The sequence below is a fragment of the Pseudomonas sp. 008 genome (assembly GCF_016861935.1).
Lineage (GTDB): Bacteria > Pseudomonadota > Gammaproteobacteria > Pseudomonadales > Pseudomonadaceae > Aquipseudomonas.
Map to the genome: position 1 here is coordinate 13,985 of NZ_BOMA01000022.1, position 19,013 is coordinate 32,997.

General features: G+C 60.2%; 17 protein-coding genes. 5 read left to right on the forward strand and 12 right to left on the reverse strand.

Annotated features, from left to right (window positions below):
- Nucleotides 1–35: 35 nt before the first annotated feature.
- The 11 genes from pgi to dksA form a co-directional block, all read right to left on the reverse strand.
- Nucleotides 36–1,700 carry a glucose-6-phosphate isomerase gene (gene pgi, locus JUI81_RS30110; protein WP_018930196.1) on the reverse strand — a complete coding sequence of 555 codons (1,665 nt, stop codon included), beginning with the start codon at nt 1,698–1,700 and terminating at the stop codon, nt 36–38.
- 228 nt (nt 1,701–1,928) lie between these two features.
- Nucleotides 1,929–2,309 (reverse strand): aspartate 1-decarboxylase, encoded by a 381-nt coding sequence (gene panD, locus JUI81_RS30115; protein ID WP_008153310.1) that lies wholly within the window; start codon nt 2,307–2,309, stop codon nt 1,929–1,931.
- 157 nt (nt 2,310–2,466) lie between these two features.
- Complete coding sequence (gene panC / locus JUI81_RS30120) at nt 2,467–3,327, reverse strand: pantoate--beta-alanine ligase (RefSeq protein ID WP_007938070.1); 861 nt, start codon at nt 3,325–3,327, stop codon at nt 2,467–2,469.
- A complete protein-coding gene (panB, locus tag JUI81_RS30125) occupies nt 3,324–4,124 on the reverse strand; it encodes a 3-methyl-2-oxobutanoate hydroxymethyltransferase (RefSeq protein ID WP_019582863.1) in 801 nt (266 codons plus the stop codon). The genes panC and panB overlap by 4 nt, the downstream gene beginning before the upstream one ends.
- 378 nt (nt 4,125–4,502) lie before the next feature.
- Nucleotides 4,503–4,988 (reverse strand): 2-amino-4-hydroxy-6-hydroxymethyldihydropteridine diphosphokinase, encoded by a 486-nt coding sequence (gene folK, locus JUI81_RS30130; RefSeq protein WP_204125575.1) that lies wholly within the window; start codon nt 4,986–4,988, stop codon nt 4,503–4,505.
- A 3-nt stretch (nt 4,989–4,991) separates the two neighbouring features.
- The gene (locus JUI81_RS30135) at nt 4,992–6,392 is read right to left on the reverse strand and encodes a polynucleotide adenylyltransferase PcnB (RefSeq protein ID WP_019582861.1); all 1,401 of its coding nucleotides are present in this window, start codon (nt 6,390–6,392) and stop codon (nt 4,992–4,994) included.
- An 876-nt stretch (nt 6,393–7,268) separates the two neighbouring features.
- The gene (locus JUI81_RS30140; protein WP_019582860.1) at nt 7,269–8,708 is read right to left on the reverse strand and encodes a sigma-54 dependent transcriptional regulator; all 1,440 of its coding nucleotides are present in this window, start codon (nt 8,706–8,708) and stop codon (nt 7,269–7,271) included.
- 22 nt (nt 8,709–8,730) lie between these two features.
- Nucleotides 8,731–11,685 carry a sensor histidine kinase gene (locus JUI81_RS30145; protein WP_019582859.1) on the reverse strand — a complete coding sequence of 985 codons (2,955 nt, stop codon included), beginning with the start codon at nt 11,683–11,685 and terminating at the stop codon, nt 8,731–8,733.
- The gene (locus tag JUI81_RS30150; RefSeq protein WP_003176118.1) at nt 11,669–11,845 is read right to left on the reverse strand and encodes a hypothetical protein; all 177 of its coding nucleotides are present in this window, start codon (nt 11,843–11,845) and stop codon (nt 11,669–11,671) included. Before JUI81_RS30150 ends, JUI81_RS30145 begins: the two co-directional genes overlap by 17 nt.
- A gap of 77 nt (nt 11,846–11,922) precedes the next feature.
- On the reverse strand, nt 11,923–12,819 hold the full coding sequence (gene gluQRS / locus JUI81_RS30155) for a tRNA glutamyl-Q(34) synthetase GluQRS (protein ID WP_019582858.1): 897 nt from the start codon (nt 12,817–12,819) through the stop codon (nt 11,923–11,925).
- Between the two features lie 77 nt (nt 12,820–12,896).
- The gene (dksA, locus tag JUI81_RS30160) at nt 12,897–13,337 is read right to left on the reverse strand and encodes an RNA polymerase-binding protein DksA (protein WP_007902025.1); all 441 of its coding nucleotides are present in this window, start codon (nt 13,335–13,337) and stop codon (nt 12,897–12,899) included.
- 334 nt (nt 13,338–13,671) lie between these two features.
- On the opposite strand from dksA, the gene JUI81_RS30165 reads away from it, so the two are divergent.
- Entirely contained in the window at nt 13,672–14,844 is a 1,173-nt protein-coding gene (locus JUI81_RS30165) for a pyridoxal phosphate-dependent aminotransferase (protein ID WP_018930205.1), read from the forward strand.
- Nucleotides 14,844–15,557, forward strand: coding sequence for a DNA/RNA nuclease SfsA (gene sfsA, locus JUI81_RS30170; protein WP_204125576.1), 714 nt, complete (start codon nt 14,844–14,846; stop codon nt 15,555–15,557). Before JUI81_RS30165 ends, sfsA begins: the two co-directional genes overlap by 1 nt.
- Here sfsA and JUI81_RS30175 read toward each other — a convergent pair.
- A complete protein-coding gene (locus JUI81_RS30175; protein ID WP_026331977.1) occupies nt 15,554–15,871 on the reverse strand; it encodes a Rieske (2Fe-2S) protein in 318 nt (105 codons plus the stop codon). The genes sfsA and JUI81_RS30175 overlap by 4 nt on opposite strands.
- A 248-nt stretch (nt 15,872–16,119) precedes the next feature.
- Here JUI81_RS30175 and JUI81_RS30180 point away from each other — a divergent pair, with 248 nt between their 5' ends.
- The 3 genes from JUI81_RS30180 to JUI81_RS30190 are packed head-to-tail and all read left to right on the forward strand — an operon-like array spanning nt 16,120 to nt 18,749.
- Nucleotides 16,120–17,103 (forward strand): iron ABC transporter permease, encoded by a 984-nt coding sequence (locus tag JUI81_RS30180; RefSeq protein ID WP_172901224.1) that lies wholly within the window; start codon nt 16,120–16,122, stop codon nt 17,101–17,103.
- Entirely contained in the window at nt 17,103–17,870 is a 768-nt protein-coding gene (locus tag JUI81_RS30185) for a heme ABC transporter ATP-binding protein (RefSeq protein ID WP_204125577.1), read from the forward strand. The genes JUI81_RS30180 and JUI81_RS30185 overlap by 1 nt, the downstream gene beginning before the upstream one ends.
- Nucleotides 17,871–17,882: 12 nt before the next feature.
- Nucleotides 17,883–18,749: a ChaN family lipoprotein gene (locus tag JUI81_RS30190; RefSeq protein WP_204125578.1), complete on the forward strand. Its 867-nt coding sequence runs from the start codon at nt 17,883–17,885 to the stop codon at nt 18,747–18,749.
- Nucleotides 18,750–19,013 lie beyond the last annotated feature (264 nt).

The following is a 19,013-nucleotide window of genomic DNA, read 5'->3' on the forward strand; positions in this document are numbered from 1 at the left end:
AGTTGAAGGGGCGGGTAAACCGCCCCTTCAGCCTATCACCCGCGGTGACGACCGCGGAAGTAGTTGATCAGGCCTTGGGTGGAAGCATCGTCGGCCGGGGTTTCTTCGCTGCCGACCAGGCGGTTGTAGACGCCTTTGCCCAGCTCCTTGCCCAACTCCACGCCCCACTGGTCGAAGGCATTGATGCCCCAGACCACGCTTTGCACGAAGACTTTGTGTTCGTACAACGCCACCAGTGCGCCAAGACGCCGCGGGCTGATACGTTCGAGCACCAGGGTGTTGCTCGGACGGTTGCCCGGGATCACCTTGTGTGCGGCCAGTTTTTGCACTTCATCCTCGGCCATACCCTTGTCACGCAGTTCGGCTTCAGCCTCGGTGCGGGTCTTGCCGAGCATCAATGCCTGGCTTTGCGACAGGCAGTTGGCGTACAGCCACTGGTGGTGGTCGGACACCGGGTTGAAACTGACGATCGGCACGATGAAGTCGGCCGGGATCAGTTGGGTGCCCTGGTGCAGCAACTGGTGGTAAGCATGCTGACCGTTGCAGCCAACGCCACCCCAGATTACCGGGCCGGTATCGGTTGACACAGGCGTGCCGTCCTGGCGCACGCTCTTGCCGTTGGATTCCATGTCCAGCTGTTGCAAGTGCTTGGTGATGTTGCGCAGGTAGTGGTCGTACGGCAGGATCGCGTGGCTCTGCGCGCCCCAGAAGTTGCCATACCAGACGCCGAGCAACGCCAGCAGTACGGGCATGTTCTGTTCGAATGGCGCGCTCTGGAAATGCTGGTCCATGGTGTAGGCACCGGACAGCAGTTCCTTGAAGTTCGACATGCCGATGGCCAGGGCAATCGGCAAACCGATGGCCGACCACAGCGAGTAACGGCCGCCGACCCAGTCCCACATCGGGAAGATGTTCTCTTCACGAATACCGAACGCCACGGCCGCCGCGTTGTTGCTGGAGACGGCGATGAAGTGACGGTACAGCTCGGCTTCCGAACCGCCCTGAGCGAGGTACCAGGCGCGGGCGGCCTGGGCGTTTTTCAGGGTTTCGAGGGTGTTGAAGGATTTCGACGAGACGATGAACAGCGTGGTCTCGGCGCGCAGCTTCATGGTCAGTTCGTGGAATTCACTGCCGTCGATGTTCGCCAGGTAATGGCAACGCACGCCTTTCTGGGCGTAGGACAGCAGTGCTTCGGACACCAGCTCGGGGCCGAGGAACGAGCCACCGATGCCAATGTTCACCACGTCGGTGATCGGCTTCTCGGTGTAACCGCGCCACAGACCGTCGTGGATACGGCCCACGAGATCGGTGATCTGGTTCAGCACTTTGTGTACGTCGGGCATCACGTTGACGCCGTTGACCGACAGCTTGTCGCCCACCGGGCGGCGCAGTGCGGTGTGCAGGGCCGGGCGTCCTTCGGAAGCGTTGACGATTTCGCCCGAGAACAGCGCTTTGATCGCGCCCTTGAGGTCGACTTCGTTGGCCAGGCCCACCAGTAGATTGCGGGTCTCGGCGTTGATCAGGTTCTTCGAGTAGTCGAGAAACAGGCCGCAGCTGCTGAGGGTGAATTGATTAAAGCGCTGCGGATCGGCATTAAAGGCTTCGCGCATGCTGAAATCCTGCATGGCTTGGCGGTGGTCATTCAGCGCTTGCCAAGCGGGCAGAGCGGTAACGTCGTGAGGAGTGCGGTAATACGCCATCGCTGCGGTTTTCCTTTTACTTGAACGGCCTTTTGAACACTAAAAATCCCGGAGCGCTGTGGGTGGGCGTCCGGTCAACTGCGTCGACACGATTTCTGGCGCAGGGCGAATACAGTAAACCTCGCGCTGCAATCTGTCTTGACTTTGTCTGACCTGCTCCCGGTACTTTTTTAACATTTAACCAGGAGCGGTCCGACAAACGGAAAGCTGGCAGGGGGGGCGGTTCGGTCAGGCGACCTGAACTGGAATGGCATTGCTGGTGTGGCTCAGTTCGTTACCCGGCGCCATGTAGAGCATGCGCGGCTTGAAGTTGAGCAGTTCGGCTTCGCTGTAGTGAGCGTAAGCGCAGATGATCACGCGGTCGCCGACCTTGGCCTTGTGGGCCGCGGCACCGTTGACCGAGATCATGCGCGAACCTTCTTCGCCACGAATCGCGTAGGTGGTGAAGCGTTCGCCGTTGTCGATGTTGTAGATCTGGATCTGTTCGTACTCTCGGATGCCGGATAAGTCCAGCCATTCACCGTCGATGGCGCAAGAGCCTTCGTAATCGAGTACAGCATGGGTGACTTCGGCGCGATGCAGCTTGGCCTTGAGCATGATGGCGTGCATGAGTGTTTCCCCGGGTCGGAATCGAACGGGGGGCAGTTTGCCCGAAGGCTTTGTGGGCGGCAATACAACGCAAAAGATCACAGCCTGCGGCGTCTCCTACAGGTCCCCGCGAGACCGTATAGGAGACGCCGCAGGCTGCGATCTTTTGATTTTGCCGTTAAGACGTAGCGTCGAGGTTCAGATGCAGGTTGTCGATCAACCGCGTCGTGCCGAGGAACGCTGCCACCAGAATCACCAGATCCCGATCTTGCGCTGTCGCCGGACGCAAGGTCAGCGCATGGCGAATTTCCAGGTAATCCGGACGCAGGCCAGCGGCTTCCAGTTGCTTGATCTGCTCGTTGATCAGCGTCGGGTAATCGCGCTCGCCCTGTTTGATCGCGTCGCTGATCCGGGTCAGGGTGCGATAGACCTCTGGTGCGATGGCCCGCTGTTCTTCGCTGAGGAAACCATTGCGTGACGACAACGCCAGACCGTCGGCGGCCCGTACGGTCGGTTCGCCGATGATCTGGATCGGCATATTCAGGTCGTGCACCAGGGCGCGAATCACCGCCAGTTGCTGGAAGTCTTTCTGGCCAAAGATCGCCAGGTCCGGCTGGACCATGTTGAACAGTTTGCTGACTACCGTCGCGACGCCTTCGAAATGCCCCGGACGGCTGGCGCCGCACAGGCCTTCAGACAGTTGCGGAACGCTGACGCGGGTCTGGCCGGCCATGCCGTCGGGGTACATTTCTTCGACGGTCGGGGCAAACAGCAGATGGCAACCGGCCTGGAGCAGTTTTTCCTGATCGGCAGCCAGGGTTCTCGGGTATTTGTCGAGGTCTTCGCCGGCGCCGAATTGCAGCGGGTTGACGAAAATGCTCGCGACCACGAAATCCACCCGTTGGGTGGCTTTGGTAATCAGCGCGATATGCCCGCTGTGCAGGTTGCCCATGGTCGGCACAAAGCCGATGCGCTTGCCTTCGCTACGGGCGCGGGCCACCGCGGCCCGCAGTTCGCGTACGGTTTTTACGGTGTTCATGCAGAGAATCCGTGTTCGAGGCCAGGGAAAGTCGCCGCTTTGACTTCAGTGACGTAAGCGCTCAAGGCTGCTTGAATGCTGGTTTGGTCGGCCATGAAGTTCTTCACGAACTTTGGCACGCGGCCGGTCATGGACAAGCCCAGCATGTCGTGCAGAACCAGGACCTGACCGTCGGTGCCACTGCCGGCGCCGATGCCAATCACCGGGATCTTCACCGCCTGGCTGATTTCTTCGGCCAACTCGCTCGGCACGCATTCGAGCAGCAGCATGGCTGCGCCGGCCTGTTCCAGGGAAATCGCGTCGGCACGCATCTGCCGCGCCTGGTTCTCGTTGCGGCCCTGGACTTTATAGCCGCCGAGGATGTTGACCGATTGCGGTGTCAGCCCCATGTGCGCGCACACCGGGATGCCGCGTTCGGCCAGCAGACGGATCGAGTCCGCGAGCCACAATGCCCCTTCAACCTTGACCATGTGCGCACCGGCCTGCATCAACAGGGCGCTGTTGGTCATGGTTTGATCGAGGGTGGCGTAGGCCATGAAGGGCAGGTCGGCGAGGATCAGGGCATCGGTGTTGCCGCGTTTGACGGCTGCCACGTGGTAGGCCATTTCTGCAGTGGTCACCGGCAGGGTGCTGTCGTGACCTTGCAAGACCATGCCGAGGGAGTCGCCCACCAGCAGCACTTCAACCCCGGCCTCATTGCAGGCGTGGGCGAAGGTCGCGTCATAGCAGGTCAGCATGGTGATCTTTTCACCTGTCTGCTTGAGGCTCTGGAGCGTGGTCAGGGTGATGGCTGGCATGAAAAAAATCCTCATTACAGGCGCTATGAAAACTACTGCGAGTAACGCGCGTGATTCGTCATTTATACAGGCGCACCCTCTTTCGTGGTGCTTGTAAGGCCTGGACTGCGCCCTTTAGCGCCGCGTTGGCGGCAGCGGGACGCCTATAGTCGTGAGGAGAACCCGGGAAGTCAATTGCATGTGTTACCGCATTGTTACGTGTGGGGTGTTACCGACGTTACTGATGCGATTCAGCAGGTATTTGTGAGGCGAGATCTGGCACCGGCCACAAAACCAATGTGGGAGCGGGCTTGCTCGCGAAAGCGGAGTGTCAGTCAACATCAATGTCGAATGATAAGCCGTCTTCGCGAGCAAGCCCGCTCCCACAAGGGATTAGCGTTAAATCGGCGGCAGGCGTTCCAGGCCGACGAACGGGCAGGCGGCGAGTAATTCTGCGAGGGTGCGGCCGTCAGCCAGGCGCAAGTTCGCTGGTGCCAGTTCGGCCAGCGGATAGAGCACAAAGGCTCGTTCCTGCAGGTGATAGTGAGGGACTTTGAGGCGCGGTTCGTCGATCAGTCGATCGCCGAACAACACGATGTCCAGATCCAGCGTGCGCGGGCCCCAGCGTTCAAGGCGCTGGCGGCCTTGTCCGTTCTCGATGGCTTGCAGGGCATCGAGCAGTTCCAGCGGCGCGAGGCGGCTGTCGAGAGCGGCGACCGCGTTGGTATAACGCGGTTGGCCGGGCAGCAGCGAGTCGCTTTGATAAAACCCGGAAACACCGACCAGTTCGGTCTGCGGCAAGCGTGCCAAGGCCTCGACAGCGCTGCGCAACTGTTCGGCAGGGTCAGCCAGATTGCTGCCCATGCCGATGTAGATGCGTTCCATAGCCTATTCGCCTGTCGTGCTCGAAGCGCCGGCAGCGCGTTTGCGTTTGGCACCGCCACTGCGGCGACGTTTGCGCGGAGCACCGCTGCCGTCGTCCTTGCCGCTGAGTTCGCGGATCATGTCCCGACGTTCGCTGTCGTTGGCGTCCTGATAGTCGGTCCACCATTCGCCCAGGCCGTCCGTCTGTTCGCCAGCGCTTTCGCGCAGCAGCAGGAAGTCGTAACCGGCACGGAACCGCGGGTTGTCCAGCAACAGGTCGGCCCGCTTGCCGCTGCGGCGCGGCAGGCGCTCTTGCATGTCCCAGATCTCGCGGATCGGCATGGTGAAGCGTTTCGGAATCGCAATACGCTGGCACTGTTCGGCAATCAACTCGTGCGCTGCTTCCTGCATCGCCGGAATCGGCGGCATGCCACGTTCTTGCAGGCGCAACACGCGGGCCGGCAGGGCAGGCCAGAGCAGGGCGGCGAACAGGAACGCCGGGGTAACCGGTTTGTTCTGCTTGATCCGCAAGTCCGTGTTGATCAGTGCTTCACTGATCAACGTGTGGGTGTACGTCGGGTTGTATTCCAGCGCCTCGGCACTGGCCGGGAACAGCGGATCGAATAGCTGCAGGTCGACCAGCATCTCGAAGGTGTCCGCGGCGTGGCCGGAGAGGAACAGCTTGAGCACTTCTTCGAACAGACGAGCTGATGGAATCTCGCGCAGCATCGGTGCCAGATCGCGGATCGGCAGGGCGCTGTGCTTCTCGATACCGAAATTCAGCTTGGCGGCGAAACGCACGGCCCGCAGCATCCGCACCGGGTCTTCCTGGTAGCGCTGCTTCGGATCGCCGATCAGGCGGATCAAGTGATTGCGGATGTCGTGTACGCCATTGGCGTAGTCGAGAATGCGTTCGCTGACAGGATCGTAATACAGGGCGTTGATGGTGAAGTCGCGGCGTTGCGCGTCTTCTTCCAGCGTGCCGTAGACGTTATCGCGCAAGATGCGCCCGCTTTCGTTACGGGAAGACTGGTTGCTGTCTTCTTCCTCGTCATTTTGCGGGTGATTGGCGCGGAAGGTCGCGACTTCAATGATTTCGCGGCCAAAGTGGATATGCACCAGTTTGAAGCGACGACCGATGATCCGCGCGTTGCGGAATTCGGCCCGTACCTGTTCAGGGGTGGCACTGGTGGCGACGTCGAAATCTTTCGGCGTGATGCCGAGCAGCATGTCACGCACACAGCCGCCGACCAGGTAAGCCTGGTAACCGGCGTTCTGCAAGCGTTCGACGATGTTGACCGCGTAACGGCTGAATTGCGCCTTTTGCAGCGAATGTTGGCCGCTATTGAGCACTTCAGGCGTGCTGCGGATGTGTTGCGTACGACGCAGGGGAGAACGGAATGACTGGAACAGCTTCTTCAGCATGGGATGCACTGTTTGAAGGAATGTTCGGCCATAACGAAGAATGACCGCATGATGGGCCGGGATTCTAGCATTTAGTCGGGGGATGGTGTAGGAAGCTGCGCAAGCGCTTGAAGGGGAATGTCTTGAAAGGGGCGGTTTTGTAGCAGCTGCCGAGCAGCGCGAGGCTGCGTTCGGCGGCGAAGCCGTCGTAAAACCAGAGATTGCGGTGTGTCAGTAGGAACCGGTTGCCCGTATTTGCGACTGCTGCGCAGTCGAACGCAGCCTCGCGCTGCTCGGCAGCTGCTACAGACAGAGAATGCCAAACGCCAGAAACCACAAGGGGAGCCGAAGCTCCCCCAGAAGTAGTTGCGTGCTCTATTTTTATTATTGGTTTCGGGCTTCTTGTTTTTGTTGAGCGCCCTCGCCATGAAGTTTTCCTTCATGACCCTCCCAATCGGGAGCCAAGAGCAAACGGATTGCTTTGGTCGCTGTGTTGCTATGATCGTGTGATCCAACCAGTTCAGGCACTGTCTCGGGACAGTTTTTTATTGTTCTCGGCCTGGTTGCGGGGCAAGCCCCAAATGCAACGCCTCTCCAAAAGAATCAGTTAGCTACGCCTCTCGCCGTCTTGTTTTTATTGTGCGTGAGTCGATTCGTCTTATTTTTATTGTCTTGTGCATTACTTGTTATTGTTCTTGTACTGAACATATAGCAGGGTGCGTGCCAACTTTTGTGAAGTCCAATAAAACAAGGGGTTAGGCGGGCTAATGAGGCTTTTCGAGGTCAAAAAAAACCGGGGCTTCGTTACCGTAAGCCCCGGCTTCTGTTACGTGAAAAAGCTGAGGTAACAGTTTTTCCACAATGTCACGTGTTACCCGCGCATCTGACAGGCGCGGTTCAGCTCTCGCTGGCCACTCCGGTCTTGCGCCGCGGGATGCCCAGGCGCTGACGGCGTTCCCACAAGCATTTGCGACTGACCCCGAGTTTGCGGGCCAGTTCGGTTTCGGTCATGTGATCCTGATGCTCGAGCACGAAGTGCTGGAAGTAGTCTTCCAGGGACAGATCTTCGGTCGGTTCGTGGCTGGTGTTACCGGCGCTGTTGCCCTGCTGGGGCGCGAGGCCGATGAAATCGTCGTCTTCCAGATCGCTGAGTTCGATGTCGATGCCCAGCAGCTCGGCGGAAATCTCCGGGCTCTCGCACAGAATCACCGCGCGCTCGACCGCGTTTTCCAGTTCGCGAACGTTACCCGGCCAGGAGTAATGCCGAATTGCTTGCTCGGCATCCAGGGCGAATTTCAGATCGGTGCGGTTGACCCGCGCGCTCTGCCGCGCCAGGAAGGCATTGGCAATTTCATTGACGTCCGCACCGCGCTCGCGCAGGGCCGGCAGTTTCAGGGCGATCACGTGGAGGCGGTAATACAAGTCTTCACGGAACTGGCCGATCTTCGCCAGGCTCTTGAGGTCCCGGTGGGTCGCGGCGATCAGGCGTACATCGACCTTCTGCGACTGGACCGAGCCAACCCGGCGGATTTCACCTTCCTGCAATACGCGCAACAGGCGGGCCTGGGCTTCCAGTGGCAGTTCACCGATTTCATCGAGGAACAAGGTGCCGCCGTCAGCCGCTTCCACCAACCCGGCACGCCCGGCGCTGGCGCCGGTGAACGCGCCTTTTTCGTGGCCGAACAGTTCAGACTCGATCAGGCTTTCCGGAATGGCTGCGCAGTTCACCGAAATCATCGGTGCCTTGGCGCGTTTGGACAGGTTGTGCAGGGCACGTGCTACCAGTTCTTTACCGGTACCGGATTCGCCCTGGATCAGGACATTGGAATCGGTCGGCGCGACTTTACGGATTTTGCTGTACAGGTCCTGCATCGGCGGGCAAGAACCGATGATGCCGATTTCGCCATTGCTGTTGTCGACACCGCTTTTTGCTGCGGCGCCATTGGACGCTTTGCCGACGACCGGCTCACCGCTGGCTTGCGCCGATTGCCGGTCACGCAGGATTCGCGCGACGGCCTGGAGCATCTCGTCGTGATCGAAAGGCTTGGCGATGTAGTCCACCGCGCCCATTTTCATGGAGTCGACGGCCGAACGCAGGCTGGCGTAACTGGTCATGATCAGCACCGGAGTGCCCTGGCCGAGTTTGATCAACTCGGTACCTGGCGCGCCCGGCAGGCGCAGGTCACTGACGATCAGGTCAAACGTGGGAATGCTGAAACGCTCTTGTGCTTCCTGCACGGATCCGGCTTCGCTGACCTGGTACTGGTTACGTTCCAGCAGACGGCGCAAGGCGGAGCGGATAATTGTTTCGTCTTCGACGATCAAAATGTGCGGCATTGATTCGATACTCTCGACGGTCTCAGTTCACAGCGGACGTCGCTTCGACATGACGCGGTAAGGTCACCCGGATACGGGTGCCGCGTTGGCTTTGAACATCAGCCGGGCTGTCGATGGTGATTTGTCCATAATGCTCTTCAACGATGGAATAGACCAGTGCAAGGCCCAGACCGGTGCCTTCGCCAGGATCCTTGGTGGTGAAGAAGGGTTCGAACAGTCGGTCCATGATGCTCGAGGGAATACCGCTGCCTTCGTCTTCGACGATCAGATCGACCGTGTGTTCGCCGGCTTCGCTCTTGACGCGCACTGCGCTGCCCGGAGGCGAGGCGTCACGGGCGTTTGAGAGCAGATTGATCAATACCTGGGCGAGCCGCTGCGGGTCGCCTTCGACCCAGTGATCGGGGTCGCACAGGTTGTAGAACTGTACTTCGAAATTGCGCCGGTTCAAGGCCAGCAGGCCGATGGCATCCTGGGCCACTTCCGCCAGACAAACGGGCTCGTCGCTGTGCTGATGAGCGCCCGCGTGGGCGAAGCTCATCAGCGACTGAACGATGCGTGACACGCGTTTGGTCTGCTCGAGGATCTGCCCGCTGATTTCCGTGAGTTCGGCGTCTTCTTCACGTTCTTCGCGCAGGTTTTGCGCGAGACAGGCAATGCCGGTGATCGGGTTGCCGATTTCATGGGCCACGCCGGCCGCTAGTCGGCCAATGCTGGCCAGGCGCTCGGAGTGCACCAGTTTGTCTTCGAGCATCTGGGTTTCGGTCAGGTCTTCCACCAGCAGCACCAGGCCGCTGTTACCCGGTGCCAGCGGTTCGTCGATTGCCGCTTTGTGCAGGTTCAGCCAGCGGGTCTGGCCATCGAGGGCCAGGTGCTGCTTGTGCAAGTGTTCGTCCGGCAGATTGATGAAGCCTTGCAGCAGCTCTTTCCATGGATCGGCAATGGTACTCAGGCGCGAACCGACCACGCGCTGCGCGGCAATCCCGGTCAGCTCCTCCATGGCTTTGTTCCACATGAGGATTTCCTGATCCTTGGCCAGCGAACACACGCCCATCGGCAGTTCCTGCAGGGTTTGGCGGTGGTAGCGGCGCAGGGCATCGAGTTCGGCGGCAAGGCCGGTGAGGCGCGAGTGGTAGTCCTCGAGGCGACTTTCGATGAAGTGGATGTCTTCGGTGACGTAGTTTTCGCCGCCGGCCTTATAGGGCAGGAAGGTTTCGACCATGTCCTGCGCCACGCTCGGGCCCATCAGACCGGAGAGGTTGGCTTCGATACGGTCACGCAAACGACGCAAGGCGTAAGGCCGGCGTTCGTCGAACGGCAGATAAAGGTCACGCAGCGCTTGTTCGACTTCTTTCTGCGCCGCCTTGGCGCCCAGCGGTTTGGCCAGTTGCGTGGCGAATTCCTGAGGCGAGGCGGCATGCAGTTCGCGGCGTTGCGGGCGGCGAACGTTGTCCACCGCGCAGGCTTCGGCGGCGCTGGCCTCTTCGGGGCTGGCGTTGGTGAACAGTGAGATCAGAGTGAACATCAGCACGTTGGCGGCCAGCGAGGCAATTGCCGCCATGTGCCAGCTGGTGTCGTCCAGCACGTAAATCATGTTCAGCAACGGAATGTAGAAGCCTTGCAGATTGCCGACCAGCGGCAACAGCATGGTCACCAGCCACACCAGAATCCCCGCCAGGAGGCCTGCGATGAAGCCGCGACGGTTGGCGGTCGGCCAGTACAGCACCGACAACACTCCCGGCAGGAACTGCAACGTGGCGACGAAGGCGACGATGCCGAGGTTGGCCAGGTCCTGTTCCGCGCCCAGCATCAGGTAAAAACCGTAGCCGGCCATGATGATCGCGACGATCAGCGCCCGGCGGGTCCATTTCAGCCAGCGGTAGATATTGCCCTCGGCCGGCGGCTGATAGAGCGGTAGCACCAAGTGGTTCAGTGCCATCCCGGACAGCGCCAGCGTAGTAACGATGATCAGCCCGCTGGCCGCCGACAATCCACCGACATACGCCAACAGCGCCAGGGCTTTGCTATTGGCGGCGATGCCGATGCCCAAGGTGAAATATTCCGGATTGGTGGTGGCACCGAGTTTCAACCCGGCCCAGAGAATCAACGGCACTGCCAGGCTCATCAGCAGCAGGAACAGCGGCAAGCCCCAGCTCGCGCTGACCAGCGAGCGCGGGTTGAGGTTTTCGGTAAAGGTCATGTGGTACATGTGCGGCATGACGATCGCCGAGGCGAAGAACACCAGCAGCAGCGTGCGCCATGGACCTTCCTGCAGTGGCGTGTGCAGGGCGGCGAGGGCGGTCTGGTTTTGCAGCAGCCACAGTTCCAGCTGTTGCGGGCCATCGAACACGCCATACAGTGCATACAGGCCGACGCCACCAATCGCGATCAGCTTGATCACCGACTCGAAGGCGATTGCGAACACCAGGCCTTCATGTTTCTCACGGGTGGCGATGTGACGCGAGCCGAAGAAAATCGTGAACAGCGTAATCAGCGCGCAAAAACTCAGTGCCACGCGATGCTGCACCGGCTCGCGGGTGAGGATGCCGATGGAGTCGGCTACCGCCTGAATCTGCAACGCCAGCAACGGCAGCACACCGATCAGCATGAAAATCGTCGTCAGCGCACCGGCCCAGGTACTGCGGAAGCGGAACGCGAACAGGTCGGCCAGCGATGAGAGTTGGTAAGTGCGGGTGATTTTCAGGATCGGGTACAAAAGCACCGGCGCCAGCAAAAACGCCCCGGAAACCCCAAGGTAGCTGGACAGAAAACCGTAGCCGTACTGATAAGCCAGGCCCACCGTGCCGTAAAACGCCCAGGCACTGGCATAAACGCCCAGCGACAGGGTGTAGGTCAGCGGATGGCGAATGATCGCCCGGGGGATCATGCCCCGTTCACTGATCCAGGCTACACCGAACAGCACCGCCAGGTACGCGGCGCTGATCAGGATCATCTGGGTCAGGCTAAAGCTCATCGGCATCTTTTTGGCTCTGCAGGATGAAGGTCACGACGATCAGAATCAGCCAGAGCAAATAAGGGCGATACCAGGCGCCAGTGGCGTCGATCCACCAATCCATGATGGCCGGGGAGAACAGATAAATCCCCACTACCAGGAGCAGGACCAAGCGATAGATGTACATCCCGGCCTCTCTCTCTTATGCGCGTGCCCGAAAACGTGCGGCGATGGTAACGGATGGGTGCGCCACTGCAAGTGGCATCACTGCAGTTGCGCTTCAGGCAACGTCAGTGTGCGCGGGATCAGCGACGCATCCCAGTGGACAATGCCCCAATTCAGCACTTCCCGTGGCGTGGCGTCATTGAGTTCGATAACGGGAGTGTGCCCCAGCGCCCGCAATGCGCGCAGCAACAGCGGCGTAGCCTGATCTTCGGTCAGCGGCGGCGAGCGATAGGATTTTCCGAGTTTGTGGCCGTCCGGCTGGGTAATCAACGGGATGTGCAGGTAGCGCGGTTGCGGCAGGCCGAGCAGTTCTTGCAGATAGAGCTGGCGTGGCGTGGAGTCCAGCAGGTCGGCGCCGCGCACGATATCAGTGATGCCTTGCCAGGCATCGTCTAGCACCACCGCCAATTGATAGGCGTAGAGCCCGTCACGGCGACGAATCACGAAGTCACCCACCTCGCGGCCCAGGTGTTGACGGAATTCGCCCTGCACCCGGTCGATGAAGTGGTATTCCAGCTCCGGTACACGCACGCGGATCGCCGCATTCTCAGTGCCGTGCCCCGCGTTGCGGCAGAACCCGGGATAGATGCCGTGATACGGCTCCAATTGCTTGCGCGAGCAGGTGCATGCGTAGGCCAGGCCCTGGCTGAACAGGCGATTGAGGACTTCGGCGTAGGCCGCGTGGCGGTCACTCTGTCGGACCATCTCGCCATCCCACTCGAAACCGTAGCTTTCCAGCGCCTTGAGAATCGCCGCCTGAGCGCCGGGCTCCTCGCGTGGCGGATCTAGATCCTCCATGCGCACCAGCCAGCGCCCGCCGACCGAACGGGCGTCGAGGTAGGAGGCCAGCGCTGCAACCAGCGAACCGAAGTGCAGGTGCCCGCTGGGCGTGGGGGCGAAGCGCCCGATGTAGGTGGGGGAGGAGATGGCAGTCATGGCGATTATTTAACGTCTAAAAGCGTCAGAAACAAAAACGGAGCGTTCGCACGCTCCGTCTTTCGTTCAAGTCGAGATTACTTGCCGACTTGCTTTTCCTTGATTTCCGCCAGGGTCTTGCAGTCAACGCACATGTCGGCGGTAGGACGGGCTTCCAGTCGCTTGACGCCGATTTCGACGCCGCAGGACTCGCACCAACCGTATTCTTCGTCTTCGATCAGTTGCAGGGTCTTGTCGATTTTCTTGATCAGCTTGCGCTCACGGTCGCGGGCGCGCAATTCGAGGCTGAATTCCTCTTCCTGACTGGCACGGTCTGCCGGGTCAGGGAAGTTGGCCGCTTCGTCTTTCATGTGATCAACGGTACGGTCGACTTCCTGCATCAAGTCCTGTTTCCACTTGTTCAGGATCTTGGTGAAGTGAGCACGCATGGGTTTGCCCATGTACTCTTCGCCCTTCACTTCTTTGTAGGGTTCGAAGCCGCTGATCGACTGATTTTGCTGCTTTGCTTGGGTGGGCATGAAATGGACCGCCTCTACTCTTGTAATCCATTGCGCAGGATTGCTCCATCACCGACACCTGCCGGCCCTGCGGCTGCAAGCGGGCGAACTTACCAGATCAAATCGGACCGCGCTACTCCCGGATGTCGAGCCCGCGGCCCGTGGTGCTTGCAAAAGATTGCAAAGCTTCGTCTGGTGGCTAAGGAGACCTGATCAATTATTGATTTTAGCCAAACCTGAGACATACGCTTGAATCGATTGAGACCAGCATTATATGGGCTCTGACCGCTTTAGACTCTCGCTCGTTCCTGCGCTTGGGTAGAATCAATTCTTTTCCCCGTTGTAAGGAAGGCTAATGGCTCTGTCCTACAGTGCGCGCAGTCGCGCTATCGAACCGTTCCACGTTATGGCCCTGCTGGCGCGGGCCAACGAGCTGCAAGCGGCTGGCCACGACGTGATTCACCTGGAAATCGGCGAGCCGGACTTCACCACCGCCGAGCCGATCATCCAGGCTGGCCAGGCCGCGCTGACGGCGGGGAAGACCCGTTACACCGCCGCTCGCGGCATTCCCGAGCTGCGTGAGGCCATTTCGGGCTTTTATCAGCAGCGCTACGGGCTGAACATCGATCCGCAGCGCATTCTGATCACGCCTGGCGGCTCAGGTGCGTTGCTGTTGGCCAGTGCCTTGCTGGTGGACCCAGGCAAACACTGGCTGCTGGCCGACCCGGGTTACCCGTGCAACCGGCACTTCCTGCGCCTGGTGGAAGGTGCGGCGCAGCTGGTGCCGGTCGGCCCGGACGTGCGTTATCAACTGACTCCGGACCTGGTCGCGCGTCACTGGGATCACGACAGCGTCGGCGCCCTGGTGGCATCGCCGGCCAACCCCACCGGGACCATCCTGACCCGTGATGAGCTGGCCGGGCTGTCCGCGGCGATCAAGGCCCGCCACGGTCATTTGGTGGTCGACGAGATTTACCACGGCCTGACTTACGGCACGGACGCCGCCAGCGTGCTGGAAGTCGATGACAGCGCGTTCGTTCTCAATAGTTTTTCCAAGTATTTCGGCATGACCGGCTGGCGCCTTGGTTGGCTGGTCGCACCTGAAGCGGCGGTCGGTGAATTGGAGAAGCTCGCCCAGAACCTCTACATCAGCGCACCGAGCATGGCCCAGCACGCGGCATTGGCCTGCTTCGAACCCGCCACCATCAGCATTTTCGAGGAGCGCCGCGCCGAGTTCGGTCGACGTCGTGACTTCCTCCTGCCAGCCCTGCGGGAATTGGGTTTCGGTATCGCCGTAGAACCGGAAGGCGCGTTCTATTTGTACGCCGATATCAGCAAGTTCGGCGGCGATGCCTTCGCGTTCTGTCGGCACTTTCTCGAAACCGAGCATGTTGCAATTACTCCGGGCCTGGACTTCGGGCGTCATCAGGCCGGGCATCATGTGCGGTTTGCCTACACCCAAAGCCTTCCGCGCTTGCAAGAAGCAGTCGAGCGGATCGCCCGCGGTTTGAAGAGCTGGCAAGGCTGATGCGTTTTCATCCTCCCCTTGAAGAGGGGCGCTTGATTCGTCGTTACAAGCGTTTTCTTGCCGATATCGAAACCGTTGGCAGCGAGTTGCTGACCATTCACTGCCCGAACACTGGCTCGATGCTTAATTGCCAGGTCGAGGGCGGGCAAGTCTGGTTCAGCCGCTCCACCGACCCCAAGCGCAAGTTGCCCGGCACTTGGGAAGTTGGCGAAACCCCACAGGGACGGCTGTTTTGTGTGAACACCGGGCGCGCCAACGGCTTGATCGAGGAAGCGTTGCAGGCTGGCGTCATCACCGAGTTGAACGGCTTTACCGAACTGAAGCGCGAAGTGGCCTATGGTCAGGAAAACAGCCGCATCGATTTTCGTCTCGATTACCCGGGCGGGCCGGCTTATGTGGAAGTCAAAAGCGTCACCCTGGGCTTTGATGGCTCGGCGGTGGCGGCATTTCCTGACGCGGTGACCCAGCGTGGGGCCAAGCATTTGCGCGAACTGGCGCATTTGGCCAGGGACGGGATTCGGGCAGTGCAGTTGTATTGCGTGAACCTGACAGGGATCGACGCGGTGCGTCCTGCCGAAGAAATCGATTCGGCCTACGCAGCTGCGTTGCGTGAGGCAGTGGCGTGTGGAGTCGAAGTGCTGGCGTATGGCGTGCGCTTGACTCATGAAGAGATGGTGGTCGATCGGCGACTGGATGTGCTGTTGAACGGTTAGAGCGTGACCCAGATTCCTTGTTCATCTTCGTGGCAGGGGATGCTGGTCAGGGATTGTCCGGCGCAGGGGCCGGCGACGCATTCACCGTCCTCGACCAGAAACAGTGCGCCGTGGGTCGCACACTGGATCAAGCTGTTGCTGGGGTCGAGAAACTGGTCGGGCTGCCATTCCAGCCCGACGCCCCGGTGCGGGCAGCGATTTTCATAGACATACACCCGACCGCCCCGGCGTACGGCCAAGAGCTTCTGACCGTCGACGTCGAAACCGCGACTGCTGGCGTCAGCCAATTCGGCGCCTGTGCAAAGAAGCTTCATGTCTATCCTCAAGTCCTGCGGCTCGTGACCCGGTATGTCCGAGCTTGACGTTCAAATGCACGCAATTATCAAATGACGGCTCGCCCGCAGGGCGATTACCGGATGCCGAGAATACTTGGCCTGTCATAACTATGCCTGGGAAACCTTTAAAGGAGGCTGTTTATGCACCTGTTCGATCCCGGTACGACTGGCCAATGACCCTTCTGATTAAACCTCGTGCGTTGTTCATTGGCTTGAGCCTGTTGTGTTTGCTGGCGATCTGGCTGTCGCTGGCGTTGGGGCCGGTGAGCTTGCCGTTGTTCGATACGCTACGGGCGGCGCTGCGGTTGATCGGTTTGCCCATTGCACCCGACGGGTTGGAGCAGGCCGAACTGATCCTCGGGCAAATCCGCCTGCCGCGAACCTTGCTCGGTTTGGCGGTGGGCGGGGTTCTGGCGCTGTCCGGCGTGGCGATGCAGGGCTTGTTTCGCAATCCTTTGGCCGATCCAGGCCTGGTAGGGGTGTCGAGCGGCGCGGCATTGGGCGCGGCTATCGCGATTGTCGGCGGCTCGGTATTCGGTGGATTGCCTGAATCCTTCGGGCCATATCTGTTGTCGGTGTGCGCGTTTCTCGGCGGGTTGGGGGTGACGGCGTTGGTCTATCGACTGGGGCGACGCAATGGCCAGACCAACGTCGCGACCATGCTGCTGGCCGGTATTGCATTGACTGCCCTGGCTGGTTCGGCGGTCGGGCTCTTCACTTATCTGGCGGATGACGCGACCCTGCGCACCCTGACGTTCTGGAACCTGGGCAGCCTTAACGGCGCCAGTTATGCGCGACTCTGGCCGTTATTGCTGGTGAGCACCGGCGTGGCACTGTGGTTGCCGCGTCGGGCCAAGGCCTTGAACGCATTGTTGCTGGGGGAGTCGGAGGCCGGCCACCTGGGTATCGACGTCGAAGGACTCAAGCGCGAATTGGTGTTCTGCACGGCGTTGGGTGTCGGCGCGGCGGTAGCTGCGGCGGGGATGATCGGGTTTGTCGGCCTGGTGGTGCCGCATCTGGTGCGGCTGCTGGTCGGCCCCGATCATCGGGTGTTGTTGCCGGCGTCGGTGTTGGCGGGGGCCAGTCTCCTGTTGTTTGCTGATCTGGTGGCGCGGCTGGCGCTGGCGCCGGCTGAGTTGCCGATCGGGATTGTCACGGCCCTCATCGGCGCGCCGTTCTTTCTGTATTTATTGCTCAGAGGGCGTGCCTGATGTTGCGAGCGCAGAACCTGCAAATCCGCCGCGGTCGAAAAGTTGTCCTGACGGATATCACCCTTGAGCTTAAACCGAGCGAAGTGCTCGGCGTGTTGGGGCCGAATGGCGCCGGCAAAAGCACGTTGCTCGGCGCCCTGTGCGGAGAATTGCCTGCGGACCATGGCAGCGTCTGGCTCGATGAGCGTGAGCTGAGCCATTGGAGCGGAGCGCAGCGAGCCCAGCGTTTGGCGGTGTTGCCGCAAGTGTCGACCCTGGACTTTGCCTTTCGCGTCGAAGAAGTGGTCGGCATGGGCCGTCTGCCTTATCAAAGCGGTCGGGTCCGGGATGAGGAGATTGTCGCCGCCGTGTTGCAGGCGGCCGATGCGGGGCACTTGAGCGGTCGCAGTTACCTGGCGTTGTCCGGTGGCGAACGTCAGCGGGTGCATTTGGCGCGGGTGTTGGCGCAGCTTTGGCCGGGCGAGGCGGGGCAGACGTTGTTGCTCGATGAGCCGACGTCAATGCTCGACCCGCTGCATCAGCACACTACTCTGCAAGCGGTGCGTGAATTCGCCGATCGCGGTGCGGCGGTGCTGGTGATCCTGCATGATCTGAACCTGGCGGCGCGTTATTGTGATCGCTTGTTAGTGCTCGAAGGTGGGCGTCCTGTGGTGCTGGACACGCCGGAGCAGGTATTGCGCCCGGAACCGCTCAAGGCTGTGTTCGGGCTGGAAGTATTGGTGCAACCGCACCCGGAGCGTGGGCATCCGCTGATCATCGCCCGCTGAGGTGTTTTAGGGATGAAAACACGCATGATGGTTTTTCTGGCCGCGCTGTTACTGAGTGCTTGCCAGCATGTAGCGGTGCCGCCGGTCAGCGGCGAAATCCGGGATCTGCGCAGCGGTCAGACCCTGACGGCGCAAGAACTGCTTGCACGGTTGGCGGAACCTTCGCGGTTGATCGTCGGCGAGCAGCATGACAATCGTGATCACCATCAACTGCAATTGTGGTTATTGCAGGCACTGGGTGAGCGACGGCCTCAAGGCAGCCTGCTGCTGGAAATGCTGACGCCGGTTCAGCAACAGCGCGTCGATGACGTTCGGCATACCTCACCGCTGCCGAGCGATTTGTCCGGGGCATTGGCCTGGCAGCCGGGATGGGACTGGAATCTTTACGGGCCGATCGTTCGTTTTGCCCTGACTCAGCCGTACCCGTTACTGGCGGCCAATCTGGACGCGCCTGAAGTCCGTACTGTCTATGCCAAACCGCCAACATTGAGCGGTACGCGCTCCAACGCTCCGACGGTCAAGAATGAGTTGCTGGCACAGATCAGCGATTCCCACTGCGGCTTGCTGCCTGAATCACAGATGCCCGCGATGCTGGCCGTGCAGCAACAGCGTGACCGGCGGATAGCCGAGCGATTACGGGCGGCACCGATGCCTTCACTGTTGTTTACCGGCGCGTTCCACGCACGCAAGGATGTCGGGGTGCCGATCCATGTGCTGGACCTGGGGGAGCCCAAGGCACCAACGGTATTGATGCTGGCGGAGCAGGGCGCTGAGGTCACGTCGGCTATGGCCGATTACGTCTGGTATACGCCCAGCACGCCGCCGCAGGATTACTGCGCGCAAATGCGTAAACAGTTCGGCAAGCCATCAGGCCAATAGAATCAGGCGAGTTTTCCACAGGCAAAAAAAGACCCGGCAAGAGCCGGGTCAAATAACCGTGATTAGCCTGATGAGGAGATAATCTGAGAGTCCGAACCAAGGGCTTTTCAGAATATCGACCAGTCTCGCGACCAGTTGTGATAATCATAGCGATTCTCATTACCAAGTCAACCGCTGATTTCTCGTATTAGTGAATGACGTCATTCCTTCGCTGGAAATCCTCGTAATCATTGGGTTTCAGGCTGTGCGTTCGAGTGAAATTAC